Source organism: Streptomyces sp. NPDC001157 (assembly GCF_053598255.1).
Map to the genome: position 1 here is coordinate 66320 of NZ_JBSFJW010000017.1, position 24628 is coordinate 90947.

The 24628-nt window shown below is 68.8% G+C and carries 21 protein-coding genes and 2 pseudogenes; 13 read left to right on the plus strand and 10 right to left on the minus strand.

Going from position 1 to position 24628, the window contains the following annotated elements; translation table 11 throughout:
* Nucleotides 1-127 precede the first annotated feature (127 nt).
* The gene (locus ACWDAG_RS26985) at nucleotides 128-1669 is read right to left on the minus strand and encodes a putative glycoside hydrolase (protein ID WP_450698146.1); all 1542 of its coding nucleotides are present in this window, start codon (nucleotides 1667-1669) and stop codon (nucleotides 128-130) included.
* 227 nt (nucleotides 1670-1896) lie between these two features.
* Between ACWDAG_RS26985 and ACWDAG_RS26990 the strand changes: the two genes are divergently transcribed.
* Nucleotides 1897-2934, plus strand: a complete 1038-nt coding sequence (locus ACWDAG_RS26990; protein ID WP_450698147.1) for a polysaccharide deacetylase family protein — start codon at nucleotides 1897-1899, stop codon at nucleotides 2932-2934.
* Nucleotides 2935-3191: 257 nt separating this feature from the next.
* Here ACWDAG_RS26990 and ACWDAG_RS26995 read toward each other — a convergent pair whose 3' ends face one another.
* The 3 genes from ACWDAG_RS26995 to ACWDAG_RS27005 all read right to left on the minus strand — a co-directional run bounded on the left by ACWDAG_RS26995 (nucleotide 3192) and on the right by ACWDAG_RS27005 (nucleotide 4880).
* On the minus strand, nucleotides 3192-3587 hold the full coding sequence (locus ACWDAG_RS26995; RefSeq protein WP_450698148.1) for a hypothetical protein: 396 nt from the start codon (nucleotides 3585-3587) through the stop codon (nucleotides 3192-3194).
* A gap of 241 nt (nucleotides 3588-3828) precedes the next feature.
* Complete coding sequence (locus ACWDAG_RS27000) at nucleotides 3829-4047, minus strand: hypothetical protein (RefSeq protein ID WP_450698149.1); 219 nt, start codon at nucleotides 4045-4047, stop codon at nucleotides 3829-3831.
* A complete protein-coding gene (locus ACWDAG_RS27005) occupies nucleotides 4044-4880 on the minus strand; it encodes an alpha/beta fold hydrolase (protein WP_450698150.1) in 837 nt (278 codons plus the stop codon). The genes ACWDAG_RS27000 and ACWDAG_RS27005 overlap by 4 nt, the downstream gene beginning before the upstream one ends.
* A gap of 446 nt (nucleotides 4881-5326) precedes the next feature.
* Here ACWDAG_RS27005 and ACWDAG_RS27010 point away from each other — a divergent pair.
* Nucleotides 5327-5926 (plus strand): annotated as a pseudogene (locus tag ACWDAG_RS27010) (pirin-like C-terminal cupin domain-containing protein).
* A 10-nt stretch (nucleotides 5927-5936) separates the two neighbouring features.
* Entirely contained in the window at nucleotides 5937-6278 is a 342-nt protein-coding gene (locus tag ACWDAG_RS27015) for a GNAT family N-acetyltransferase (protein WP_450698151.1), read from the plus strand.
* A 326-nt stretch (nucleotides 6279-6604) separates the two neighbouring features.
* Here the strand turns inward: ACWDAG_RS27015 and ACWDAG_RS27020 are convergent, their stop codons facing one another.
* Nucleotides 6605-7063 (minus strand): hypothetical protein, encoded by a 459-nt coding sequence (locus ACWDAG_RS27020; protein WP_450698152.1) that lies wholly within the window; start codon nucleotides 7061-7063, stop codon nucleotides 6605-6607.
* Nucleotides 7053-7256 carry a hypothetical protein gene (locus ACWDAG_RS27025; protein ID WP_450698153.1) on the minus strand — a complete coding sequence of 68 codons (204 nt, stop codon included), beginning with the start codon at nucleotides 7254-7256 and terminating at the stop codon, nucleotides 7053-7055. Before ACWDAG_RS27025 ends, ACWDAG_RS27020 begins: the two co-directional genes overlap by 11 nt.
* Nucleotides 7257-7543: 287 nt before the next feature.
* Between ACWDAG_RS27025 and ACWDAG_RS27030 the strand changes: the two genes are divergently transcribed.
* The 10 genes and pseudogenes from ACWDAG_RS27030 to ACWDAG_RS27075 form a co-directional block, all read left to right on the plus strand.
* Complete coding sequence (locus ACWDAG_RS27030; protein WP_450698154.1) at nucleotides 7544-10342, plus strand: ATP-binding protein; 2799 nt, start codon at nucleotides 7544-7546, stop codon at nucleotides 10340-10342.
* A gap of 178 nt (nucleotides 10343-10520) precedes the next feature.
* Complete coding sequence (locus ACWDAG_RS27035; protein WP_450698155.1) at nucleotides 10521-13283, plus strand: ATP-binding protein; 2763 nt, start codon at nucleotides 10521-10523, stop codon at nucleotides 13281-13283.
* A gap of 113 nt (nucleotides 13284-13396) precedes the next feature.
* Complete coding sequence (locus ACWDAG_RS27040) at nucleotides 13397-14119, plus strand: alpha/beta hydrolase (RefSeq protein ID WP_450698156.1); 723 nt, start codon at nucleotides 13397-13399, stop codon at nucleotides 14117-14119.
* A gap of 142 nt (nucleotides 14120-14261) precedes the next feature.
* On the plus strand, nucleotides 14262-15470 hold the full coding sequence (locus ACWDAG_RS27045; RefSeq protein WP_450698157.1) for a sugar ABC transporter substrate-binding protein: 1209 nt from the start codon (nucleotides 14262-14264) through the stop codon (nucleotides 15468-15470).
* Nucleotides 15442-16356, plus strand: a complete 915-nt coding sequence (locus ACWDAG_RS27050; RefSeq protein ID WP_450698158.1) for a carbohydrate ABC transporter permease — start codon at nucleotides 15442-15444, stop codon at nucleotides 16354-16356. Before ACWDAG_RS27045 ends, ACWDAG_RS27050 begins: the two co-directional genes overlap by 29 nt.
* A gap of 11 nt (nucleotides 16357-16367) precedes the next feature.
* A complete protein-coding gene (locus tag ACWDAG_RS27055; RefSeq protein ID WP_450698159.1) occupies nucleotides 16368-17183 on the plus strand; it encodes a carbohydrate ABC transporter permease in 816 nt (271 codons plus the stop codon).
* A 264-nt stretch (nucleotides 17184-17447) separates the two neighbouring features.
* Nucleotides 17448-18440 carry a helix-turn-helix domain-containing protein gene (locus tag ACWDAG_RS27060; protein WP_450698160.1) on the plus strand — a complete coding sequence of 331 codons (993 nt, stop codon included), beginning with the start codon at nucleotides 17448-17450 and terminating at the stop codon, nucleotides 18438-18440.
* Nucleotides 18441-18567: 127 nt separating this feature from the next.
* On the plus strand, nucleotides 18568-18993 hold the full coding sequence (locus tag ACWDAG_RS27065) for an SsgA family sporulation/cell division regulator (RefSeq protein WP_450698161.1): 426 nt from the start codon (nucleotides 18568-18570) through the stop codon (nucleotides 18991-18993).
* 13 nt (nucleotides 18994-19006) lie between these two features.
* Complete coding sequence (locus tag ACWDAG_RS27070) at nucleotides 19007-19381, plus strand: cytochrome ubiquinol oxidase subunit I (RefSeq protein WP_450698162.1); 375 nt, start codon at nucleotides 19007-19009, stop codon at nucleotides 19379-19381.
* A gap of 394 nt (nucleotides 19382-19775) precedes the next feature.
* Nucleotides 19776-20027 (plus strand): annotated as a pseudogene (locus tag ACWDAG_RS27075) (ATP-binding cassette domain-containing protein); the annotation flags it as partial.
* 454 nt (nucleotides 20028-20481) lie between these two features.
* Here the strand turns inward: ACWDAG_RS27075 and ACWDAG_RS27080 are convergent.
* The 4 genes from ACWDAG_RS27080 to ACWDAG_RS27095 all read right to left on the minus strand — a co-directional run bounded on the left by ACWDAG_RS27080 (nucleotide 20482) and on the right by ACWDAG_RS27095 (nucleotide 24449).
* A complete protein-coding gene (locus ACWDAG_RS27080) occupies nucleotides 20482-21219 on the minus strand; it encodes a YoaK family protein (protein ID WP_450698163.1) in 738 nt (245 codons plus the stop codon).
* Nucleotides 21200-21724, minus strand: a complete 525-nt coding sequence (locus ACWDAG_RS27085; protein ID WP_450698164.1) for a DoxX family protein — start codon at nucleotides 21722-21724, stop codon at nucleotides 21200-21202. Before ACWDAG_RS27085 ends, ACWDAG_RS27080 begins: the two co-directional genes overlap by 20 nt.
* A 54-nt stretch (nucleotides 21725-21778) precedes the next feature.
* Nucleotides 21779-22441, minus strand: coding sequence for a hydrolase (locus ACWDAG_RS27090; RefSeq protein ID WP_450698165.1), 663 nt, complete (start codon nucleotides 22439-22441; stop codon nucleotides 21779-21781).
* Nucleotides 22442-22571: 130 nt separating this feature from the next.
* Nucleotides 22572-24449 carry an amidohydrolase gene (locus ACWDAG_RS27095; protein WP_450698232.1) on the minus strand — a complete coding sequence of 626 codons (1878 nt, stop codon included), beginning with the start codon at nucleotides 24447-24449 and terminating at the stop codon, nucleotides 22572-22574.
* Nucleotides 24450-24628 lie beyond the last annotated feature (179 nt).

Sequence of the window (24628 nt, forward strand, 5' to 3'; positions counted from 1 at the left end):
CGGCGACTTGACCAATGCCGTCACCCACACCAGGCAGGCCTTCAAAGCCGCATCCACGAGCCGCTCCCGGCAAGGGCATGAGCAACTCGCTGGTGCGCAACCTACCTGCTGGAGATCCAGCCTCTTGTCATCGCAGGGTGGTCAGCGCCGCCCCTTGATACGTGGCTCCGGCGTTCCAGAGCAGGAAGGAATTCATGCCGTCCCTGGCCGCCGCCCTGATCTGGTCGGCGACTTCGGTGGGGCCGTAGTGGACGCCCAGGGAGAAGTCCTGGAGCCAGGGGACGATCACGGCCCTGGTGCCCTTGACCTGCTTGACGAAGTCGGCCAGCGACCGGTTGACGATCTCGTACGGGCTGGCATTCGGACTGGCGACCCCGTACTCACCGGCGGCCCAGTGCGAGGGGTAGACCATGGGAGCGATGTAATCGGCGTGTTGGGCTATGGCGGGGATGTCCTGGGCGATTTCGGTGGGCCGGGTGGCGGCGATGCCAAAGACCGAGACCCCGAGGTATTTGCCTTCGGGCTGGATGAGGCGCTGGGTGTCGGCGACGAACTCGGCGATGGACTTTTCGGGAGTCTGGTCGCCCAGGCCGGGGAAGCGCAGTGTGGAGAGCTTCCCGTCGGGGCGGCGCACGTAGTCGTACAGGATGTCGTCGAAGCCCAGCTTGGCCGCTTCGGTGGCCAGGGCGATGTTGTACTGGCGGACCTCGGGGTCGGCGAAGTTGGTGAACGAGAGCGTGCCGTAGTGGCCGCCGTCGTACGGGCTGCCGTCGGGGGCCTGGACCAGGCGGTGGTCCTTGCCCTGGTCGTGGGATGCCTGGGCCAGGATAGGGTCGCGGAAGGCGACGATGCGGCCGATGACGCGGGCTCCCATGCCGTGCAGGGTGGCGATCACCTTGTGTGCGTCGTAGCGGTTCTTCACGGCGCCGATCTCGCGGGCCAGCGGCACGGAGGAGTCGTAGCCGACCTCGCCGTTCTCGTCCTTGATGTCGAGCTCCACGGCATTGAGCTTCTTGTCTTTGACGAGTTGGAGAACCGGGTCGCGGACCTCGGGTGAGGACCAGCCGATGGCGGTCAGGTGTGCGGCCCGGGTGAGGGGATAGGGCACGACCGCGTTCACGTGCTCGCGGGTGACGTTGCCGGCCGCGTCCGTGGCCGCCACCTCGATACGGGCGGGGGGCTTCTCGAACCGGCGGGAGAAGGTGCCGTCGTTGCCGACGGCCACGGGCACACCGGCTATGGAGACCTTCACCTGACCGGCGTCCTCGACCCGGCCACGCACCGTCACCGGTGCGCCGGGCCCGGTGGCATGGGTGGGAGTCAGCCGCAGTTTCGGGGCTGTGGTGTCCACGGTGAACGTCCGGGATATGTCGTGCAGGAAGGGCAGGCCACTGTGGGATGTGGCCGTCAGTTCGTGCTTGCCCTCGGCGAGCGAGGGCGTGTCGAGTATGAGGCGGCGGTCGGCTTGGTGGGTGTGCACCGGATTACCGTCGAGGCGCACCTCCAGCTCGGCCAGGTCGGCCCCCTTCTCGGCCGTGATGGCAAAGCGCGGGTTGCTGACGTCGGCTCGGCCCAACACACCCTTGCTGCTGAGCCCTTCGACCTGGAGCCTGCCGGAGGAGGACTGTATCGCGAAGGCCCCGAGCGCCGCGCAGACCGGGACCAGCACGGAAATGGCTATGACGGTGAATCGTATTCGGAGTCGATCTCCGCGCATGTTCACTCTGCCGTTCTCGAAAGAGGGTTCCTTGCGATATGACATAGCCGCCACACCGTCCACCCAAGAGGTTTCGAGCGGGTAATCATGCATTCGGCCCATCGTGCCGGGGTGTGCGGCACGTTGTTGCCCGAGGCTTGGAGGCGACGGGAAATATCTCGTTCCCATCCGGAGGCATCATGCGTCAAACCCACCGAAGCGGCGGAGCGGTCATCGCCGCATCGGTCATCCTGCTGGTCACCGCCTGCTCGGCAGCCCAATCCCCGCCGGAAGGGGGCCAGGACACGCCGTCAGTACGGGCGCGCAAGATCGGCGGGCAGGTAGCGGTTGCCGACCCGGCGACAGTGCACGCCGACGAGCTCGGTGCGGTCCCGGTGCTGATGTACCACCAACTGGTGGCCGAGCCCAGGAGTGTGTACGACCGCACGCCGCAGGACTTCCGCGCCGAGCTGGAACGGTTGGCACGGGAGAGCTACGTACCTGTCACCGCGAGGGAGTTCAGCAGTGGGAAGATCGACATTCCCGCCGGTACCCACCCTGTGGTGCTGACCTTCGACGACTCGACCGTCACCCAGTTCCGTCTGGACGCCGATGGCCGGCCCGCGTCCGACACCGCGGTGGGCATCCTGCTGGACGTCGCCCGGAAGCACCCCGGATTCCGCCCCGTGGCCACCTTCTTCGTCAACGGCGATCCGTTCAGCGAGCCAGGCGGCCGAAAGTCGCTGGACTGGCTCGTCAAACACGGATTCGAGGTCGGCAATCACACCCTGCGGCACACCTCACTGGGCACGGTGGACGACGACACCGCCCAGAAGGCCATCGCCGACAACCAGAGGGCGATCACCCAAGCCGTGCCCGGCTTGTCGGTGGTGTCGATGGCACTTCCCAACGGTTCGATGCCCCACTCCCGGCAACTGGTGCTGCAGGGAACCGCTGACGGTGTGCGCTACCAGCATCAGGGTGTCTACCTGGTGGGAGCCGACCCCGCCCCTTCCCCCTTCTCGACCACCTTCGACCCCGGTGCCATCCCGCGGATTCGCTCCCAGGCGGCGACCGGCCCCGAAGCCCAATTCACCTCGACAGCCTGGCTGGACAAGCTCCGCGACGGGACGGTCAAGCGTTACACCTCGGACGGAGACCCGAAGAAGATCAGCTTCCCCAGGTCCGAGGCGGACCGCCTCGCCCCGGCTCACCGGCCGGCCGCCCGGCCGTACTGAACGAGGGGAAACGAGACCCGAACTTCAATGATCAAGGAGGGCGGCAGGCCGAAGACGACGCCATCACGGCACAGAGACAAGAGCGAAACTTCGAGGGCTCCCCCCGCAGGTACGGGCGGTCGGGCAGGGTGTGACAGACCGTCAGGGTGCTTGTTCTGGTCATGGGCGGCGGTCTGCGGCGTGGATCGTCCACCGGCCACATGACCGCCGGTACAGGATCCAGGTCCGCCCCGACGGCCCACGCTTCCTGACCTCGGTCAGGTGTCCTGTACGAGCAACCGGCCCTGCTTGGCGTCCGGCGAGACGAACGCGGTAGGCGCAGCGCCGAGATTGAGGTGGAAGGGCTGGAAGTTCGAGTTCAGCTGCAGTGCCAGTTTCCAGGGGCCTCCGCCAGGCCAGTCATCGCCTTGAAAGAACGCGGGCGTTCCGCCGATCTTGTCACCGCTGATCTGCTCCCAGTATTGATCGTGGCCGTCGGGCGGCGGTCTGCCGTGGTCATGCTGAGGACGAAAGCCTGGGTCCTTGTCTGGCCGGAGCCACACGGTGTACTCCACACCGCCCGGCTGCACGATTACCGCGTTCGCGCCCTCGTCGGGAAAGGCGATGTCGCACGATCTGGCAGACGAAGCGCATCGGCTCAGCCCATGCGTCATCGACCGGCCACTGCGGCTCGGAAAGCCACACCGGCTGGCCCCGGAAATTGGTGACCGGGGCGGTGATCGGCACTGCGGCGAGAACGAACGCCTCGATCCTCAACGTCGGAACCATGGGCACTCTCTTCGTCATGACGGTCCCGCTGACCGCTGAATACGGTAGAGGAACCCGGTCGAGTGACAGGACGCGAAGACTTGGACGCATTTGAGGCATTGGACAGTCGCAGGGCTGTGCGTGCGTTCAGCGATGAGCCCGTATCCCGAGAGAGCCCATCGCCTCCTGGATGCCCACCACATCGGCGAAATCGTCCTGCTCAACCCCGGCGCGGAATGACTCCTGTCGGTCTGCCTCGATCCCGAACCATGTTGCCACCCCGGCCCCGTCGGGATCCCCGTCCCCGGCGATCCCGACGGCGGCCTCGATCCGCAGGCCCGTCGCGCGGGCCTGCGGCGGGGTCACTTCCTCAGGAAGGCGAGGAGCGCGGTGTTGACCTCCTCTGCATGCGTCCACAGGAGTCCGTGCGGGGCGCCCTCGATCTCCACGTAGTCAGCGGAGGGCAGCGCCTTGTGGAAGGGGCGCGCGGTCCCCTCGACGGGGAGGATCCTGTCGCCCGTGCCGTGCAGGATCAGGGCCGGCACATCGATCGCCGGGATGTCGGCCCGGAAGTCGGTGTACCAGGTCGACGGTGCGGCGGCCGCGGCGAAGAAGCCCCCGCCCGCCGCGACGTTCCAGCTGTTGCGTACGGCCTCCTCGCTGATCCTGGTACCGAGGTTCTCGTCGAGGTTGTAGAAGTCCTTGTAGAAGTCCGTGTAGTACGCGTAGCGGTCCGCCTTGACGGCCGCGACGATGCCGTCGAAGAACTCCTTGGGGGCGACCCCGTCGGGGTTGTCGTCCGTCTTGAGCAGGCAGGGCTCCAGCGAGGCCAGGAATGCGACCTTGGAGACACGGGCGGTGCCGTAGGCGGACACATAGCGGGCTACCTCGCCGGTGCCCATCGAGAAGCCGACCAGGACGGCGTCCCGCAGGTCGAGGGTCTCCATGACCGTGTTCAGGTCCGCCGCGAAGGTGTCGTAGTCGTAGCCGGTCGTCGGCTGGCTCGACTGCCCGAAGCCTCGGCGGTCATAGGTGATCACGCGGTAGCCCGCGTTCAGCAGCTCGGCGCTCTGCCGCTCCCAGGAGTGGCCGTCGAGCGGGAAGCCGTGGATGAGGACGACCGGCTGTCCGGTGCCGTGGTCCTCGTAGTAGAGATCGATGGTGGTGGAGTTCTCCCGGCCCACGGTGATGTACGGCATCGTCTTGTTCCTTCGTCCGGAGTTACTGGCGCGCGCAGGACCACACTCCGTCTCAATGAGGGAGGGGGCTGCACGGACGGCGTCGGCTCATGGGCTGCCGACGTCCGTGCATTCGCGGTATGCGCTGCACGGGATGGCAGCACACTAGGGCGGACGTTCCGCCCCCTGTTGTCCGCGAGCGCACCGCTCATTGCCTGGAAGTGCCAGGACCCGGACACGTGTCGCGGCACGCTGCAGCGCAAGGCTCTTCGAAGCCGTCCCCTGCCGGCGCCTCTCGCAGGCGCGGACGGGCCACTGGTGGTGCACCGACAGACAAGACGCCTCCGTCGGCCACTCCTAATGTGCTGTCCATGCCCGCGATCCCTCGCCGGCTCGGACGCCGCGAGCGCCGACCTGGCGCTCGCTCCCGGCAGAGCAACGAACCCAGTGGGTTGGAGAGCTGTGCGATGAGCAACGTCGAAGTGGATCCCACCGCACCGCACCGCACTGCCGTGGACCGCGGTGATTCCGCGCCACAGGTCGACGTGCTGTCCGCGCGGGACGGTCCCGGTGGGCGGCCCACGAGCCATGACGGTGCGGCGCACGCAGCCGCAGCGGGCCCGAACGCTGATCTGTGCCTGGTGCATCGTCGACATCCCCCGGCGCGGCTTCGCTCGCACGGGGCCCCATCGGCCCGGACGACGTCGCCGACACGACGCGGCATGGACGTCGCTCCCCATCCGCACACTGGTCTGAAGACCGTCGGCTGGCCCTGCGCCCGGCAGAGCTGGGCCACCTCGGCACGAGAAACGACACGTTGATGCCGACACACAAGAAGGTCGCTCCCGCTCGGGCGGTCCTGCTCGGCGGGACGCCGTTCGAAGAACCGACCGTCATGGTGGAACTTCATCGGCCGCACCCACGAAGACATCGTCGACGCCCGGCAGGCCTGGGACATCGCATCCGACCGCTTCGGCAGCGTCGACGGTTACGACGGCGATCCCCTTTCCGCGCCCGCCCTGCCGAATACCGCCATCGCGCAGCGCGAGAACCCAGAACGTCACTGAGAGGCTCACGATGACACAGCCCGCCGCCGCTCCGACCGTCCAGCGAGTCGATGGCAAGCACCGGTACGAAATCCTCGTCGACGGCAGGATCGCCGGTCTTACCGCCTACCGCGACCATGGTGACCAGCGCGTTTTCCACCACACCGAAATCGACGACGCCTTCGCCGGGCAGGGCCTGGCGTCGCTCCTCGTCCAGCAGGCACTGACCGACACACGTGCCTCAGGGAAACGCGTCGTGCCGGTCTGCCCCTACGTGGCGAAGTTCCTCAAGAAACACGACGAGTTCGCCGACGTGGCCGACCCTGTGACCCCCGAGGTCCTGCGGTGGCTGGAGACGGTTCTGGCGCACTGACCGCCCGACCTCATCATCTGGGGATCCGTTTCGCCTGCGCTTGCAGGCCTGTCTCTGATCGAGATGACTGACACCCCGGACCAGCGCCGCGGATGAGGTAGTACCAAGGGCGGATCCGACGGTTCTGCCTGTGTGACGGCACAAAGGAGGTTGCCGCCCATCACTTCCGCCCGCGCCGGTCTCTCGGCTCGCCCCGTCAACCAGGTTCACATGTCCGCCTCATCCGATCTCCGGACCTCGCGTCGGCCCGCAACCGCAACGGCCGGTCACGGCGTACCGGGCCCGCTGTCACACTCCTGGCCATCGCCTCCGGCGTTCGCCAACCGCTACCACGCCCAGCGGCCACGACCCTCGCCCTCGTGGCCGCGGGACTGGCCACGAGCCTCCCCATGCTCACTGGTCAGCGCCGCCGCCTCGGTCCTCGCCCAGATCCTCGTGCCGTTCGTCGCGGCCTCGCCTCCGACCACGCCCACGGCCGCATAGTCGGCCGGGTGGTGAGCGGCCTCCTCGCCGACATCCTGCTCTCCCGTACGTTGAGCACTCTGGTCCCGGACCTCGCGGGCCGGCGCGTCGTCCTCATCGGCTCCGCCGCTCCGATGGCCATGCTCGCCGTGGCCCTGCCACAGCACGCGCCGACCACCACCACCTCGTACCACAACGTGCTCCGCTCCATCGTCCGGCTGGTGCGCACCCACCCGGCGCTCCTGCGCCGTGGCCGGCGCGGCCGGAGCGGCCATCGCCCCGTTCGCCGGGCACTGGGACGAGCGGGGGCTACTACGCCTCATGACCGGCATCGTCTTCCTGGTCGCCGCCCTGGCCCTCGCCCTCGCCAGGGTCGGCGGACACAGCGTCGGTACTGATCGCCCTGGCCGCGATCTTCTTCGTCGGCGGCGGGGTCGGCTCGCAACTCGGCTCGTCGTCTTTCACGCCGGAGGCTGGACCGCCCTGACGGTCCTCGGCGCCGCCCTCCCCATTCATGGCCCCCCTACTGGGCCACTGAGCTCCGCCAGTGAGCGGCGGCGAAACCAGGTACCGCATGCCTGTAGTGCCGGCCCACATCCGGGAAGCCGCCCTGGCGACCAGGCTTAAGATGCAGGTGAGAGGCATCTCGTCTGGCAGACGGTGTTGTTTCCTCAATAGAAAGTCATGGCACGCTGTGGCACCACTCACCTGGTTTCACACGTTCCGTCTCCTGTCAGCCACGCACTCATACGGGGCCCCGCTTGGACCGTTTTCAGCCGTTCCCCACCGACGGACCCGATGGCGTGCAGCCACCCGTACGGGGCCGGGAAGAGGAGCTGGGCTTCATCGGCGCGCGGTTCGACGCGCTGGCTCAGGGCCGCGGCGGCATCGTGTGCGTCGAAGGCGCGCCAGGCAGTGGCAAGAGCCGTCTGCTGTCGGAGGCTCAGGCCGCCGCGGTGCGCCGTGGGCTGAGGGTCTTCCGCGGAGGCGCGGATCCCGACGGCCAGTTCGTTCCGCTGGGCCCGCTGCTGGACGGTCTGCTGACGGGCCCTGAGCCGTTGTTCGACATGGACAAGCTGCGCGTCCTCGCGGCCGCGCCCGAACAGCGGTTCTGGCTGTTGCAGGAGTTGCAGGACCGGCTGGAACAGGCGGCGCTCAGCACACCACTGGTCGTCATCCTGGACGACGTCCAGTGGCTGGACGACGTGACACTTCTCGCCCTGCGCACGCTCTCGGCCCGCCTGTCCTCGCACGCGATCCTGTGGCTGGTGGCCGTCCGCAGCGATACGAGAACACCTGGCGCGCGCACGACGTTGGACCGGCTGGCCCAGGCCGGTGCCCATCGGCTCCGGCTCGGACCGCTGACCGACACCGCGGTCGCCCAGATCACCGAGGACGTACTGGGAGCGCCGCCGGATCCGGCAACGCTGAGCGCCGCCCGCCGGGCAGAGGGCGTGCCCCTGCTCCTGGTGGAACTGCTCCGCGGCATGCGCGACGAACACTCGGTGATCGTCGAGCACGACGTGGCGCGTCTGACGGGCGGACGCCTTCCCGACCGGTTCCAGACCTCCGTACGACAGCGTCTCGACCAGCTCTCCGAACCGACCCGGGAGATCGTGCAGACCGCGTCCGCCGTCGGCCGCACGGTCACCGTCGACCTCCTGGCCGAGCTGCTCGACAAGCCGACGGCGACGCTGATAGCGCCGGTGGAGGAAGCCCTCGAGTCTCATCTTCTCGTGGAACGCAACGACCGGTTGCTCTTCCGCCACGACCTGATCCGCGAGGCCGTCGAGGGCAGCCTGCCCGTGTCCGTACGCCGGGCTCTGCGCTGCCATGCCGCCGAGGTACTGCTGGCGCGCGGGGCACCGGTCACCGAGGCGGCCGCCCTGCTCCTGGACAGTGCGGGGCCGGGTGACCGCAGGGCTGTGGAACTGCTGAGAGCCGCCGCGGCGGACCTCGCGACGTCCGCGCCGTCGTCAGCGGTGGAACTCAGCCGCCAAGCGCTGGAACTCACCGCCGAGCAAGCCCCGGAGCGGCCGGCGATCATCGCCGAGACGATGCTGCTGCTCTGGCAGGCCGGGCAGCCGGCCGAGGCCAGGGGACTTGCCGCCGCTGCCCTGCCCGGCAGCATGGAGCCCGAGGCCGAAGCGCAGGTGCGGCTCGGCCTGGCGCGGGTGTCCGGCCAGTACGACTTCACAGAGGCGGCTCGGCAGGCCGAGGCCGGAGCCGCTCTTGCGGGTATCCCGGCCTCGCTGCGGGCCCAGTTGCTTGCTCTGCGGTCCCTCGAACTGGCGATGGTGGGGGACTTCGAGGCGACCGCCCAGGCCGTGGCCGATGCCCTGCAGGCCGCGGCGCAGGCTCAGGACAAGGCTGCCGAGGCCACCGCCGTCGCCGTCGACTCGGTCGTGCAGTTCTACCGGTTGGACTGGAACGCCGCGTTCGAGTGTGCGGACCGGGCTTCGGCTCTGGCCGCCGAAGTCGGGTTCGCGCATTCGCTGTGGGTGCCGGAGGCCCTGTGGACGGCATTCCTGCTGAACGCGGCGGGCCGCTCGGTGGAGGCGCTCGCCGAGTCCGAGGCCGGTATGCGGGAGACCCAGCGGCAGGGCCAGGCCGCGGCCATGGGCTTGTGGATCATGAACAGGTCCCGGGCGCTGCTGGACGCGGGCCGGCTGGAGGATGCGCGGGCCGAGGCCGAGGCCGCGTCCGCGATGGCCGACGAGCTGAGCATGGGCAACTTCGCCGACGCCACCCTCCTGTACACGCTGGTACGCGTGGCCCTGCACACGAACGACCTGGAGGCGGCGCGAGCATACGCGGCCGACGTGAAGCGGATGCTGAACGACCCGGCGATCCTCGTGCGCAACGTCGGCTCGTGGCTGCTGGCGCTGGTGGCGGACGCCGAAGACAATCCCGGCCGGGCCATGACGCTGCTCGACGAATCCTTCGGGACATTCGGCCTGGACGGCCCCTCATTGGCCAGCCCGGACGATCCGGCCGACGCACCCGTCTTCGTCCGCATGGCCTTGCGGGCCGGCGCACCGGAACGTGCCGCGGCCGCGGTCGCGGTGGCGGAGCGCCGGGCAGCTCTCAACCCGCAGTTCCCGATTCTGGAAGCGGCAGCCGCGCACGCCCGGGGGCTGCTCGACAACGACCTGGTTCCCCTCCTTCGCTCCATCGAGTTGTACGAGGGCATCCCCCGGTTGATTCCACGGGCCTCAGCGCTCGAGGACACCGGGCGCAAACTGGCCGCACGGCGCGTCGTCTACGCCGTGCCCCACCTCGACCAGGCACTCGACCTCTACACCCAGGCCGGGGCCGAGCGGGACGCCGCACGCGTCCGCCGCCGCCTGCGGGCCTTGGGATCACCCCGGCGCCGTACGACGTCCAAGGGGTCCGTCACCGTGTGGCCGGAGCTGACCGCCTCGGAGGTCGCGGTGATCCGGCTGGTGGCCGAAGGCCTGACGAACCGGCAGGCCGCGGAACGCCTCGCGATCTCACCGCACACCGTGAGCTCACACCTGCGGCACGCGTTCACCAAGCTCGACATCACCTCCCGGGTCGACCTCGCCCGCCTGGTCGGCGCCCGCGAACACACAGAGTGACGGGTTCGTATCCCACGCCCTCCTTCATGATCGGCCGAACCCGTGTGATGTGCGCATCCACCGCCCCTTGGCAGGATCTTCACGTCAGAGAAGAGATCTGCTGCCGAACGTTCGGTCCCTCATCGCCCTTGGGCTGAGTCCGGCTCCGGCAGGCGAGTGCGGGCCGGAAGGGGCGCAAGTGGCGGGGTCAGGCGGATTGCTGACCCGTAGGGGTCTGCGCGGCCGAGAGGCCGAACTCGAAGAACTTCAGGCACTGATCGCATCGGTGGCCCGCACCGGAAGCGGCGGGTTGGCCCTGCTCCAGGGGGAACCGGGCATCGGCAAGACCACGCTGCTCGCCGAGGCCGTCACCACAGCCAGGGCAGCGGGATTCTCCGTCGGCCTCGGCAAGGCCGATGAGCTGCATCGCATTGTGCCCCTCTCGTCGTTGGCAGTCTGCGTCCTGCACGGCGACCAGTCACTGCTGTCCGGCGACGCCTTCGCCGATCTCGCCCGGAATCAGGATCAGCGGATCTGGCTGGTGGAGCGCCTCGCGGAGGCCATCGAAGCCAGAGCCGGCAGCGCGCCGGTGCTGATCGTGCTGGACGACGTGCAGTGGGCCGACCCGCTCAGCCGGTTTGCCCTGAAGCAGCTTCCGGCACGGCTGCGGACCTCGCCGGTTCTGTGGATGCTGGCCGGGCGACCGGACCCCGCCGGGCCGGCGGAGGAGATCGTTGCGGCCGCGGCCGACGGGCTTGTGACGGTCACTGTGCCCTTGGGGCCGCTGTCCGGCGCGGCCATCCGCCAACTGGCCGGCGACACCCTGGGGGCAGCCGTTGACGAGCGGGTACGGGATCTGCTCGACGGGGCCGGAGGAAACCCGTTTCTCGCGGTCGAGATGCTCGCGGGGCTGGGTAGCGCCGAGGCCTCGGGTGATCTCGTCCCCTCCACGCTCGTGGTGGGTGTGCGCGGCAGACTGAGAGCCCTGCAGCCCGACACCCTGCGCTTCCTTCAGATGGGAGCCGTGCTGGGGCGCGGGTTCGGCTTCTACGACGCCGCCGCCCTGTGCGGCCAACCACCCGCCACGTTGATCCCTGCGCTCGAGGAGGCGATGCGCGCCGGACTTCTGGACGACGACGGCGACCAGGTGGTCTTCCGGCATGATCTGCTGCGCCAGGCCGTCTACGTCGATATCACGCCGTCAGCCCGCAAGGCCCTGCACCGGCAGGCCGCCCACCATCTTGTCGCCATGGGCCGCCGGCCGATCGACGCGGTGCCGCACATCCTCAGGAGCGCCCTGCCCGGAGACGAGGAGGCCGTGGCGCTGCTACGGCGAGCCGCTGAGGACGTGCTGCCGGTCACACCGGGACTCGCGGCCGACCTGATGACGCGCGCCCTGGAGCTGGTGCCGCCCGCCCGGCCGCTGAGGTTCGAAGTGGGTGAGCAGGCGATCCTCTGTCTGACCCGGGCCGGCAGGAGTCGAGAAGCGCTGTCCACCGGCGACCGGCTGCTGGCCTGCCGACCACCACTGGATGTGTTCAGCCGGCTGCAGGCCGCCCTCGGCGGGACGCTGTGGAACATGGATCTCCCCGATGAGCTGCGCCGCCGGACCGAATCGGCCCTCGCCGTCGCAGGCGCCGCTCCTCAGGCCGCGGCGAGTCTGGCCGCCCTGCGGGCTCTGGCTCTGTCCCGGGGACATGATCTTGTCGCGGCGCGTGAGGCCGGCGAGACCGCGCTGCGGGCCGCCACCGCGATCGGTGACCGGGAGGCGCATGTCCTGGCCCTGTCCGGGCTCGGCGAGATCGCGCAGAACGCGGGCGAGAACGCCGTCGCGCTGGAGCGCTTCGCCGCGCTCAGCACCATCGATTCGGCCTTCCTTCCCGAAGAGATCGTCGCGCACGTGCACATGGACGACTTCGCGTCCAGCGGACGGCTGCTCCTGCAAGCGGGAGACAACGCCGGGACGATGCGTCAGGCGATGATGCTGTGGGCACAGGGCCAGCACGATCTGGGGCTCGGCCGGCTCGACGACGCCGACGCCGGCTTCGCGACCATGGAGCGCCTGGAAGACGACGTACAGGTGCCCGTCCAGCAGGTGAACGCGCGCGTGATCCGCTCCCGGATCGCCCTGCTGCGCGGCGACCGGGAAGCAGCTCGGGAGCATCTCGCCGCGGCGCAGGAAAGACTGGCGGTCAAACCGAACCCTGGCAACACGGCCGCGGTGCGCTTCCTGGAAGCCGTCCACGCCGAGGCCGACGGGGACATCGGACTGGCCGTCGACAAGCTCCGACACGTGCAGAGGGAAGGTTTCTTCATGCGCTGGCGGCTGTTGCGCGACTGGGTCGACTCCGCGATACGCATGGCCCTGCGCGGCGCGGACCACGAGCTCGCCGAGGATCTGGCCGCACAGGCCCGGACCCACGCCGAACGCAACCCTGCGGTGCCGACCGCCACGGGCATCGCGGCGCAGTCCCTCGGGCTCGTGAAAAACGATCTCGGCCTGCTGGAGGAATCCGTAGCACTGCTCAAGGAAAGCCCCCGCCCCCTGGTCCGGGCCGCCGCCTACAACGATCTCGGACAGGCACTCCTGGCAGCGGGCCGGACACCTCAGGCAGTGGCCGCCCTGACGCAGGCCCTTGGCTCGTTCGCCGAGTCAGGCGCTCACGCCGCAGCGGCCTGTCTGCGGCGTGACCTGGACGGTGCAGGGGCGGGCGGCGGCAGGGCAGTGCCCACGCAGCGCCCCGTCCAGGGATGGGGCGCCCTCACGGCCTCGGAGAAGAAGGTCGCGCATCTGATCGCCGAGGGCCATACCAACAGGTCGGCCGCCGACCTGCTCTTCGTCTCCCCGCACACCGTCAACACACACCTGACCTCCGCCTTCCGCAAGCTGGCGGTGAACTCCCGGGTCCAGCTCGCCAACCTGGTCATGGCCCTGCCCGACACTGAGCGGACCTCTGGATGATTGGTACGTTCACGCGATGCCTCTCCGTGCCTGAACCCGCTTGGCTGGGACAGCGAACTCAATCGGAGGGCACCGCCATGCCACCTGTCCCCCAACCGCCGACCGTCGTGCTTGTGCACGGGGCGTTCACCGATGCCTCATCCTGGGCGGGAGTCATCAGCCTCCTTCAGGCTGCCGGTTCGACCGTGCGCGCCCCGGCGAACCCGCTGCGCGGCCTGTCCCATGACGCTGCCTACATAAGAAACGTGGTGCGCGACATCAAGGTTCCTGTGGTGCTGGTCGGCCACGGCTACGGCGGCGCGGTCATCACGCACGCCGCAACCGACGCCGACAACGTCGTGGCGCTGTGCTACGTCGCAGCGTTCGGCCTCGACGCCGGCGAGTGCGTTCTCGACATCACGAGCCGCTTTCCCCCCATGCCGGCGGCCGACGCGACCTTCACCGCCGACCTTCCGGCGCAGCTTCCCGGCGACCCGGACAGCGAGCTCTACCTCAGTGAGGAACGGTTCCCGCAGGTGTACGCCGCCGATCTGCCGCCCCACGCGAGGAATGTGATGTCCGTGGCACAACGCCCGATCGCCCACAGCGCGCTGACCAGCAGATCAGGCCCGCCCGCATGGGCTTCCAAGCCGTCCTGGTACGCCATCGCGACCGCCGACCGTATGCTCAACCCCACCGCTCAGCGCTTCATGGCACAGCGCATGGCGGCCACCGAATACCTGCTGGACGGCTCGCACGCCGTTGTACTGTCACAGCCGGACGCCGTGGTCGCGATGATCCAGGAAGCCACCGAACAGGGCATCGGTCGCGGCGACGAGCTTCGACAGCCCTTCTGAGCAGGGAAAAGGGTGATCACACGTCTTCATACAGGATTCCGCCCCACCCCTGCGACCCCAGTCCCGGCCACAGTCGTCCCTCGCTGAAGGCACACGCATGATCTCACCGGCCAGACCGCCGGCGCGGCGAACCGCCGCCCTCTTGACCGGAGCCATAGCCCTGGCACTGACTGCCACCGGGTGTGGTGGCAGAACCGGTGCCGCGTCCGCACCGGGCAAGGTCACCTCCATCACGGCGCTCGACTACTACACCGACGAACCTGAACACAGCCAGTGGGGCGAGATGCTCACCGCCTGTGGCAAGACCGCCGGCGTAAAGGTCGAGCAGTCAAGCGTTCCGGGGGCGTCGCTCATCCCCAAGGTCCTGCAGCAGGCGTCCTCAAGGACCCTTCCCGACCTGTTGATGCTGGACAACCCCGACCTCCAACAGATCGCACAGACCGGCGCGCTGACCCCGCTGGACCGGTACGGCATCGACTCCAGCGGCTTCGCCAAGGGCATCCTGTCGGCGGGCACGTACGAGGGAAAGGTGTACGGACTGGCGCCCGACGTCAGCACGATCGCCCTGTTCTACAACAAGGACATGCTCGCCAAGGCCGGTGTCGCCGTGCCGAGGACCTGGGACGAGCTGAAGACAGCGGCGGCCGGGCTGACCCGTCCCGGGCGCTACGGCATGGCGGTCGACGCGAACGCCACCTTTGAGGGCACCTGGCAGTTCCTGCCCTTCCTGTGGTCCAACGGCGGGGACGAGAAGCAGCTGGACACTCCGCAGGCAGCGCAGGCACTGCAGCTCTGGGTCGACCTGGTGAAGAGCGGATCCATGTCGAAGTCGGTGCTGAACTGGACGCAGGCCGACGTCCACGATCAGTTCGTCGCCGGCAGGACGGCCATGATGATCAACGGCCCGTGGCGGATCCCCGCGCTGGCCAAGGACAAGGACCTGCACTGGGGAGTGGCCCCCATCCCCGTCCCCCGGACAGGGCAGACTCCTGTCACACCGCTCGGCGGTGAGGTGTGGACGGTCCCGCAGAGCGCTTCCAAGGCCCGGCAGGAGAAGGCCGCCCGGGTCCTCGCCTGCCTGAACGACTCCTCGAACATGCTCGCCCTGGCCAAGCAGCACTTCACCGTGCCGTCCCGCTCGGTGGTGGCCGCTCAGTACGCCGCGCAGGTTCCGTCGATGGCTGCCTTCGTCAAGAGCGTGGAAGCGGCGAGGGCCCGTACCAGCGAACTCGGCGTCAAGTGGCCCAAGGCGGCGACCGGGATCTACACCGCGATCCAGTCCGCGCTGACCGGCGAGCAGACTCCGGAGGAAGCCCTCAGGCATGCGCAGCAGATCTCGACCAGTGACTGACCCGCGCTTCGGGGAACGGCTGGCTCAGTGGATGTTCGTCGTGCCCGCCGCGGCATACCTGCTGCTGTTCTTCGGCTACCCGATCGTCAAGAACGTCGTGATGAGCCTCCAGGAGTACACGTCCACGACGTTCTACACGGGCGCCGCGCCATTCGTAGGGGTGCAGAACTACGCGAAGATCCTGTCGTCGGACCTGTTCCACAAGGCACTGGTGACCACGGTCCTGTTCACCGCCGGGTCGCTCATCGGGCAGTTCGTACTCGGCCTGGCGTTCGCCCTGTTCTTCCAGCGCCGCTTCCCGCTCGGCGGCGTTCTGCGGTCGCTCCTCCTGCTGCCGTGGCTGCTGCCGCTGGTCGTCTCCGGAGCGACGTGGAGATGGATGCTCGACCCTGACACGGGAGTCGTCAACGCAGCGCTGCGCGGCCTCCACGTCTCGTCGTCCGGGATCCCCTGGCTCACCGGCACCTCACAGGCACTGGTGTCGGTGATCCTCATCAACATCTGGGTCGGGGTCCCCTTCAACACCGCGATCCTGTACGGCGGCCTGCAGGACATCCCGCCACAGCTGTACGAGGCCGCGAAGCTGGACGGCGCCGGCCCGCTGGCGTCGTTCCGTCATGTCACCTGGCCACTGCTGCGGCCCGTGGTGAGCGTCGTGCTGGTGCTGGGCGTGGTCTACACAGTCAAGGTGCTGGACATCATCCTCGTGGTGACGGGCGGCGGGCCGGCAAACGCCACAGAGACCATCGCCACCCAGTCCTACGAACTGTCCTTTCAGCGGTTCGAGTTCGGGCGGGGTGCAGCGATGGGCAACGTACTCATCGTCATCTCGCTCGCCTTCGCCATCGTCCATCTGCGCGCCAACCGTCGCGCCCGGAACGCCTGAGAGGCGATCCCGTGAAGCGAGCACCGGGCCGTGGCCTGCCGTCCACCATCATCGGGATCGCCCTGCTCGCGCTGATGCTGTTTCCCGTCTACTGGATGGTGAACGCCTCCCTCCAGCCGACGGGCAACACACTGCAGGGAGGCTGGTTCCCCTCCCATCCGGACCTCAGTGGATACATCACCGCCCTGCGGGATCAGGGACGCAACCTCTTCACCAGCCTCGTCGTAGCCCTCGGCAGCGTCGTCCTCAGCCTCGGGCTGGCCGCGCCGGCGGCCTACGCGCTCGCCCAGTTCCGCCTCCGCGGAACCAACCTCGTGCTCTTCGGCATCCTGATCACCCAGATGGTGCCGAGCATCGTCGTCGCCAACGCGCTCTACAGCGCCTACAACGACCTGGGGCTCCTGAACTCCTACCTCGGACTGATCCTCGCCGACTCCACCGCCGGGGTCCCGTTCGCGATCATCGTCATGAGTTCGTTCATGCGGAACATTCCCAGGGAGATCCTGGAGGCCGCGCGGGTGGACGGCGCCGGCAGGCTGCGCGTCTTTTGCTCCATGGTGCTCCCGGTGAGCAGGAACGCGTTGATCACCGCAGCCGTTTTCACCTTCCTCTTCACCTGGAGCGACTTCCTCTTCGCCCTCACACTGACCACCACGGAGACGGTTCGGCCGATCACCCTGGGCATCTACCAGTACATCGGTGCCCACACGAACCAGTGGAACGCTGTCATGGCCACCACGGTCATGGCATCCGTCCCCGCCGCCGTACTCCTCGTCGTCGCCCAGCGCCACGTCGCCGCCGGCGCCACCGACGGAGCCGTCCGGTGAGGCGAGTCCCAGCCCCGCGCTGCTGATCCGGCGTGATCTAGCGGATTCACGCGATGTGCCGCGCCCGGGCCCACTGGCACGGTGTGGGAGAAGGCACACCGGTCGGAGGGCGGAGATCATCTCGCCGCATTCATCGAGGCCGGAGCCTGAGCAGCCCCCGGGCACCCTGTGCACCTTGTGCGCCCCGGGTACCCCTGATTAGCCACCCCCCGAAGACCGACGTACTCGCGTGAACTCATACCGCACAAGGGAGGGCCGGATCTGATGGCACCTGACGCACTGGTCCAGGAAAGAATCGCCCCCGGAAGCTTCCACACCACCGATTCGCTGCCCGTCGACCGCAGACGGGCGTACTGGCGCGAGGCCCTGTCCGGGACGTTCGGCGCCGTGGACATCAATGTCCCCGACGAGGTGTATTCCGGCACGATCCGTGCGACACCTCTCGGCCGGCTCCAGGCCGTCACCGTGAACGGCGACGGCCTGTCCGTCCTGCGAACGCGCCGACACGTCGCGCAGGGCGGCGATGACGACTACGTGGTCGTCAAACAGCTGGACAGAGGAGTAGCCCGCTTGGAGCAGGGCGGCCAAGAAAGGCTCCTCGGACCGGGCGACATCTACGTCTACGACATGGCGCGTCCGGGCCGGCTGATTCTTCCCCAGTCCTTTCGGATGAAGTCTCTCGTCCTGCCGAGAGACGTCCTGGGCCTGAGCGAGTCCGACATGGCACATGTCACGGCCTCCCCGCTCGGCCCCGGCGCACCCCTCCGCGGTCTGCTCTCGCCCTTTCTGGCCGGGCTGGTGGACGGCGCGGGAACCTACCCGCCGCGTGCCGGCGAGCTGATGGCCCGTAACGTCGTGGACCTGCTCGGCGTGCTGGCCGACGAGGTTCTCGGCCGGTCGAGTGCGGACACGCCCGGCGGGAACCGGGTACTGCTGCTGCGGATCAAGGCATTCATCGACCGGCATCTCGCCGACCCCGACCTGACCCCGCAGACCATTGCCCGCGCCCACCACATATCGCTGCGCTATCTGCACAAGCTGTTCGAGAGCGAGGACGCCACGGTCGGCCGGTGGATTCAGCGGCGTCGCCTGGAGGAGTGCCGGCGCGAACTTGCACGCCGCGGGAATGGCACCGTGATCGCCGCGGTGGCGCACCGATGGGGCTTCACCAGTGCCGCCCATTTCAGCCGGGCATTCCGGGCCACCTACGGAATGGCCCCCCGCGAGTGGCGCGACACCCAGGTTTCGGCACACTGAATTCGATTCCCGGTTCTTTCTCGTACCACATTCCATGCATTCCGCGACAAGGTGCCCTCACCGCGGAACTCTAGGGTTATTCAAAGGAAATCCACTTCTGCACCGCAGCCCTTGTTGGGGAATGAAAATGATCCAGCCTCCATCGTCGTTCATGTGCATGGTGACCGTGCGCGTCAGTGTCCCGGACGAGCCGCCGACCCCGCTGCCCGCGGAGCTGCATTACGAGATGTCCGACCCCTACGCCGTCCGGCTCTCCCTCGGCGCACCCGCGACCAGATCCGTGGACTGGGTGTTCGCCCGCTCGCTGCTCACGGAGGGCCTGCACCGGCAGACCGGTACCGGGGACGTACTGGTGATTCCCCGGCATGGTTGCCATCCGAACTCCGTCCGCATCGTCCTGAGGTCCTCAGGCGGCGCGGCGATGATAGACATCGCGGAGTCAGCGGTCGCCGCGTTCCTGCGGCGGACGGTCTCACTCGTGCCGCCGGGCACGGAGAGCGTGCACATCGACATCGACCGTGCCCTCACCGAGCTCACCGGCAGGCCGGACTGAACCGGCCCACGCCGTGGGCGAAGTCGCACATGAGCAGAGGAATACGAGAAAGATATTCGCGGTCGGATCCGGTCTCGGTGTGGTCGCCGGTACCGTGATGACGTTCGAGTTCGGCCTCAACTGGGGAAGATGCGCCCACGCGGTCGGCCCGATCCTCGGTGTCACGATCGGGATGGAGGTCGTCACGGCCTTTTTCCTGGAGGCCGGGTTCATAGGAATCAAGCTGTACGGCGACGGCCGCGTGCGTCCCCGGACCATGGCGTTCGCCTGCTGGATGCTCGTCGTCGGCACCCTGCTGATCACGACGTGGATCTTGTCCGCCAACAGCACGTGCTGTTCAACCCGGCGGTCTCCTACCGGTATCCGCACATCCTGCTCGCGCTGCTGATCAGCGCCGGTTGGTTCATCGGCGGGTCCGCCGCGTGGTACCTGGTCAGGCAACGCGCGCTGCCCTTCGCCCGCCCGCACCCTGTCCATCACCCCGGGAGTGCTGGCCATCCTGATGCCCGTACAGCTGTACGTGGGCGACGCCACCGCTGCGTTCATGGGTGCATAGCAGCCGGCGAAACTGGAGGCCTTCGAGGGCAACGGGAAGACCGACAACAACGGCTACAACCTTCTTGTCGTGCCCGACACGGACAAGGGCGAGAACAAGTTCCACATCGGGACACCGCACCTGGGCGCCGGAATCGGCAAGGACCTGACCAGAAGGCACACGTCCCAGGGCTGCTGCAGCCGCCGCTCACCCTCCTCGAAGCGGAGGTCTCGCCGACGCGACCGTCGCCGAGAACCTCCGGCAGGCCGCGCCGGGCGCGGACGACGACACACTTCTGGCCGCGCTGGCAACCGCCGCCTTGGAGCAACTGCCCCTCGACACCCCGACGGGCCTGCTGGGCGGTGCGCTCGCGCAGGGCCAGCGACGCCGCCTCGTCATCGCGAGCGCGGTCCTGCGAGCGCCCACGGTCCTCCTGCTCGACGAACCGACGGCCGGCCTCGACAACCGTACGGCGGGAGGACCTGATCCCCTTCACTGATCTCCCGCCCGAACGGGTACGGCCGGGGGAGCTGACGAAGTCACCCGGCTCACCGACCTGGTGGACGCCGCCGAACGCGCACAGTGTTCTGCGCCGGGGTGTGCGACAACCCCCGCGACGTCGGCATGACACTCACGTCCAGTACGGCCTGCCTCCGCACGCCACGACCGACCCGCACACCGACTACGCGGCCATCGCCACGGCAGCCCGTGAGTACGGCATCCGGGTGGAGAGGCCCGTCGAGTTGCGCGGCGCGTGCGCGCGGCCTTCGCCCATGAGGGGACCCGCGCCGGACGGTCCTGAGCGGAGGCGTCGGGCGCATGGTCCGCTGGCCTCGGCCGACCTGCGCAACATTCCGAGTCCCTGAACGGGACACGGATACGTGTGAGCCCCCTGGTCCGGGGGGGGCTCACACGTATCCGGTGCGCATTCCGTAGGGCGGCCGGTCCTGTTGTCAGGACGGTGGCCTTGTCCAGGCCGGGTCGCCGGCCGCGAGACGGTGGGTGGTCGCAGAGGTGACCGCGAGAAGCAGCAGGGCCAGGCTCAGGGTGAGCACGAGGTGGCCGTGCAGGACCAGTTGGGCTCCGCCGAAGGCGCCGAGGAACATCGCCAGCACGGACAGGATTCGGCGGCCCGGCCGCGGTGCCGCACCGCCGGCCGGGGTGGAGTCCGCGGCCAGCCCCGTCAGGGTCAGGGTCAGTACGGTCGTCGTGAGGTCCGGGACGCCCAGACGCCGGGCTACCGCGTTCTGCAGGCCCATGCCGAGCCCGAGAAACACGATCAGCGTGTACTGGACACCCGTCGTGACCCGGCCGTCGGTGACCGCAGCGGCGGCCACGGTGACGGCGACCAGCACCGTCTGCACGGCGGTGGCCGTCTTCAGCAGGTTCCCGCGGTGCGTCGCGAACCCGGTGCCGAGCCTGCCCCCGGCGAGCGCGCCGGCGAGGAACGCCGCCAGCGCCACGACGGAGGCGAGCACGGACAGGTTCGCGGCACCCACCAGAGCGAACCCCAGGAACACCACGTTGCCGGTCATGTTGGCGACGAAGACATGCCCGAGTGCCAGATAGCTCACCGCGTCGACCAGACCGGTGACCACCGTCAGGGTCAGCATCAGGGGAGGCAGCGGGCCGTGGCGGTCCTGTCGGGGCGGTACGAGTGTGCTTGCGGCGTCACTCAGGAGCCTGCGCATACTGCTTCCTTTCCGATTCGGCGGACGGGCGGTGCAGCACCACCCGGGTGAGCAGTCCGCTCACCGGGCCGGCCACGATCGCGGGCAGGACGACCCACAGCGGCCAGGGCGTGACACCCAGCGCCTGGTCGAGCGACCACCGGCCGGGCCCGGTGAGGGCCAGCGCCGCGGAGACGACGACGAGGACCATCGGGTATTCGTAGCCGTCGTTCTGCACCCACAAGCCCTTGGGCAGTTTCACCGTGCCCGCGACCGTCATCACTCCCATGGCCGCCATCGCGGCCATGGGAGTGAGCAGTCCGGCGGTCAGGAACAGGCCGGCCCCGATCTGACTGGCTCCCGCGACGATCGCGGTCAACCGGCCGCCGCGGAACCCGTCGTGGCGGAACTCCTCGGTTCCGCCCGCCAAGCCGTGGCCCCCGAGCCGGAAACTCACCTTCTGAACTCCGTGGCCGGCGATGAGAAGTCCCGTCACCAGCCGGAGGACCAACAGTCCAGCGTTCATCTCTTCCTGCCTGTTCCTGAATCCGTCCTTAACTGCACTGCGAAGGACCGGGGATCAGCCGGCGGCGTGTGCCCCGATGACGGCCTGCGCGTAGACCATCCCGAGGCCGTAGGTGCCGCCGTGCTCTTTGACCACCTCGCTGACGGCGGCGTACGTCTCGGTGCGGGCCCAGTCGCGTTGCAGCTCCAGCAGCACCTGCACCCAGGTGACCGGGACCGCGCCGGCCTGGACCATGCGCTGGATGGCGTGTTCGTGGGCTTGCGGGCTGACGCCGCCGGAGGCGTCGGTGACCACGTAGACCTCGTAGCCCTGGGCGATGGCGGAGAGCACGGGCAGGACGATGCAGACCTCGGTCCACAGGCCGGCGACGACCAGCTTCTTACGGCCGGTCGCCTTGACCGCCTCGACGAAGTCGACGTCCTCCCAGGCGTTCATCGTGGAGCGGTCGATGATCTTCTGGTCGGGGAAGACCTCGGCGAGCTGCGGCATGATCGGGCCGGAGAAGGACTCGGCGGCCACGGTGCTCAGCACGACCGGCACGTCGAACACCCTGGCGGACTTCGCCAGGCCGACGGTCGAGTTGATGATCGCGGTGCGGTCGCCGCTGCCGGTGCCGAAGAACATCTGCGGCTGGTGGTCGATGAACAGCACCGCGGCGTTGTCCGGGGTGAGCAGGTCGGGGCTGGGGGCCGCGGTGACTTCGGAGATGTTGACCATGATGGAGCCCTTCTAGGGGTGTTGTGATCGCGGAAAGGTGTCCGCTTGTGAGCGCAACCACGCGGTGCGCGGTGCGAGTTGGGGTGGTGTCCCAGGAGGGGCGGATCATGGCCGGGCCCCTCCCGGGAGATCAGAGGGAGAAGCAGGGGTCGAAGAACGTGCTCGCCGTCTCCGGGGCCAGGCCGCGTCGGGCACGCCACTGACGGTGCTGCTCCGACTCGGCGACGGCCTGGCCGAGCAGTTCGGCCTGGCGGGCGCCCGACAGGCCCGTCACGGGCGTGGCCTGGTAGCCGCCGAAGTGCGCCACCGGGCTCCAGCCGGGGCTGACCGGCGGCAGCTCCTCGTCCAGGCCCTCGTACTCGCCGGCGGCGTAGACGATCCGGCCGCCGACGACCGTCAGCAGGGCCTCGATGTGCGCGATGTCCGGCTCGGGCACGTTGAAGTAGTCCTCGGACAGGATCGCGAGGTCGCCGAGGAAGCCCGGGCGCAGGACGCCCTTGATGCCCTCCTCCCCGGTCAGCGCGGCACCCGCCTCGGTGAACATGGCCAGCGCGGTGCGGCGGTCGACCCGGTTGTGCGGCGGGCGGACGACCAGGTCACCGACGGTGCGGCCGGTGATGAGCCAGTGCAGGGCGACCCACGGGTTGTAGGTGGAGACCCGCGTCGCGTCGGTGCCGGCGCCGACGGTCAGGCCGCGCTCCAGCATGGCGCGGATCGGCGGGGCGTCCGCCGCGGCACCGGGACCGTAGCGGCGTACGAACGCCTCTCCCTGGAAGGACAGCCGGTTCTGCACGGACATGGCGCCGCCGAGGGCGGTGATGCGGTCGAGACTGTCCGCGGAGACGGTCTCCGCATGGTCGAACAGCCAACGGTTGCCGGCCGGAAACAGCCCCTCCGCGGCGAGCTTCTCGAACACCGCCAGGTCCCGGCGGATCGTCTCGTCGTAGGTCGCGTGCAGCCGGAATCCCCAGCCGTTCTCCATGAGCAGGCGTACGGCCTTCTCGAATTCCGCTTCATAGTCGGCGAGGTGCGGCCGGGGCTCGCCGAAATTCTCGAAATCCGCCGCCGCCCAGGTCAGATTCTCGCCCGCGCCGTTGAGGCGCAGCCATTCGTCCCCGTCCTCTGGGCGGGCCATTTCGATCCAGCGGGTGAGATCGTCGATTTCCTGGCCGGCGGTCTGTGGGAAGAGGTGATAGGCGATTCGCAGCGACAGCTGACCGGCCTTCGCCAGTTCGACGACCGTGCTGTAGTTGTCGGGGAAGTTCTGGAATCCTCCGGCCGCGTCGATCGCCGACGTGAGGCCGAACCTGTTCAGCTCCCGCAGGAAGTGACGGGTGGAGGTCTTCCTGTCCTCCCCTTCCAGCACCGGGGCCTTGGCCAGGGTCGAGTAGAGGATGAGGGCACTGGGGGCGGCCAGCAGCATGCCCGTGGGCTCGCCGTCCCGGCCCCGCACGATCTGGCCGCCCCTGGGGTCAGGGGTGTCCCGGGTGAATCCGGCGGCCTTGAGTGCCGCCCGGTTGAGCACCGCCGACTGGTACAGGTGCAGGACGAACACCGGGGTGTCCGGCGCGGCGGCGTTCAACTCGGCGACCGTCGGCAGCCGCCGCTCGGCGAACTGCTCGGCCGACCATCCGCCCACCACCCGCACCCACTGGCCCTTGGGTGTGCGGGCGGCCTGCTCACGCAGCATCGCCAGGCCCTGGCGCAGGGTGGGGACACCGTCCCAGCGCAACTCCAGTACGTAGTTGAGCCCGCCTCGGATGACATGCAGATGCGCGTCGTTGAGGCCAGGAACGATCCGACGGCCGAGGGCGTCGACCACTTTCGTGTCCGGGCCGACGTGCGAGGCGACGTCGCTGTCGTCACCGACGACCGTGATGACACCGTCGCGGACGGCGATCGCCTCGGCCTGCGGGCGGACCGGGTCCTGGGTGTGGATCTTCGCGTTGCGGACGACCAGGTCCGCGGCGTTGTCGGTGGCGCGGGGAACCAGCCCACCGACCGGCATAGTGGACACCTTTCGACAACCTCCTGCGGGATTAACGGTGTCGATTGCCTTGCATCGACTTCCATGTGTGTGACAGCGGCGGGTCCGCATTCCGGGGCGGGCTACTGTGCACCGCACAAACCCGAACCCGGCGCCCCTCAACTGCTGCGCCGCCAGGCTATTTCGAGCCAAAGGGTCCT

Bases quoted from the DNA above. Each gene is read 5' to 3' on its own strand.
- ACWDAG_RS26990 (WP_450698147.1), top strand. From the start codon at position 1,897: ATGCGTCAAACCCACCGAAGCGGCGGAGCGGTCATCGCCGCATCGGTC.
- ACWDAG_RS26995 (WP_450698148.1), bottom strand. From the start codon at position 3,587: ATGACGCATGGGCTGAGCCGATGCGCTTCGTCTGCCAGATCGTGCGAC.
- ACWDAG_RS27005 (WP_450698150.1), bottom strand. From the start codon at position 4,880: ATGCCGTACATCACCGTGGGCCGGGAGAACTCCACCACCATCGATCTC.
- ACWDAG_RS27015 (WP_450698151.1), top strand. From the start codon at position 5,937: ATGACACAGCCCGCCGCCGCTCCGACCGTCCAGCGAGTCGATGGCAAG.
- ACWDAG_RS27020 (WP_450698152.1), bottom strand. From the start codon at position 7,063: ATGAGGCGTAGTAGCCCCCGCTCGTCCCAGTGCCCGGCGAACGGGGCG.
- ACWDAG_RS27025 (WP_450698153.1), bottom strand. From the start codon at position 7,256: ATGAATGGGGAGGGCGGCGCCGAGGACCGTCAGGGCGGTCCAGCCTCC.
- ACWDAG_RS27050 (WP_450698158.1), top strand. From the start codon at position 15,442: ATGCGCAGCAGATCTCGACCAGTGACTGACCCGCGCTTCGGGGAACGG.
- ACWDAG_RS27060 (WP_450698160.1), top strand. From the start codon at position 17,448: ATGGCACCTGACGCACTGGTCCAGGAAAGAATCGCCCCCGGAAGCTTC.
- ACWDAG_RS27065 (WP_450698161.1), top strand. From the start codon at position 18,568: ATGATCCAGCCTCCATCGTCGTTCATGTGCATGGTGACCGTGCGCGTC.
- ACWDAG_RS27080 (WP_450698163.1), bottom strand. From the start codon at position 21,219: ATGCGCAGGCTCCTGAGTGACGCCGCAAGCACACTCGTACCGCCCCGA.
- ACWDAG_RS27085 (WP_450698164.1), bottom strand. From the start codon at position 21,724: ATGAACGCTGGACTGTTGGTCCTCCGGCTGGTGACGGGACTTCTCATC.
- ACWDAG_RS27090 (WP_450698165.1), bottom strand. From the start codon at position 22,441: ATGGTCAACATCTCCGAAGTCACCGCGGCCCCCAGCCCCGACCTGCTC.
- ACWDAG_RS27095 (WP_450698232.1), bottom strand. From the start codon at position 24,449: ATGCCGGTCGGTGGGCTGGTTCCCCGCGCCACCGACAACGCCGCGGAC.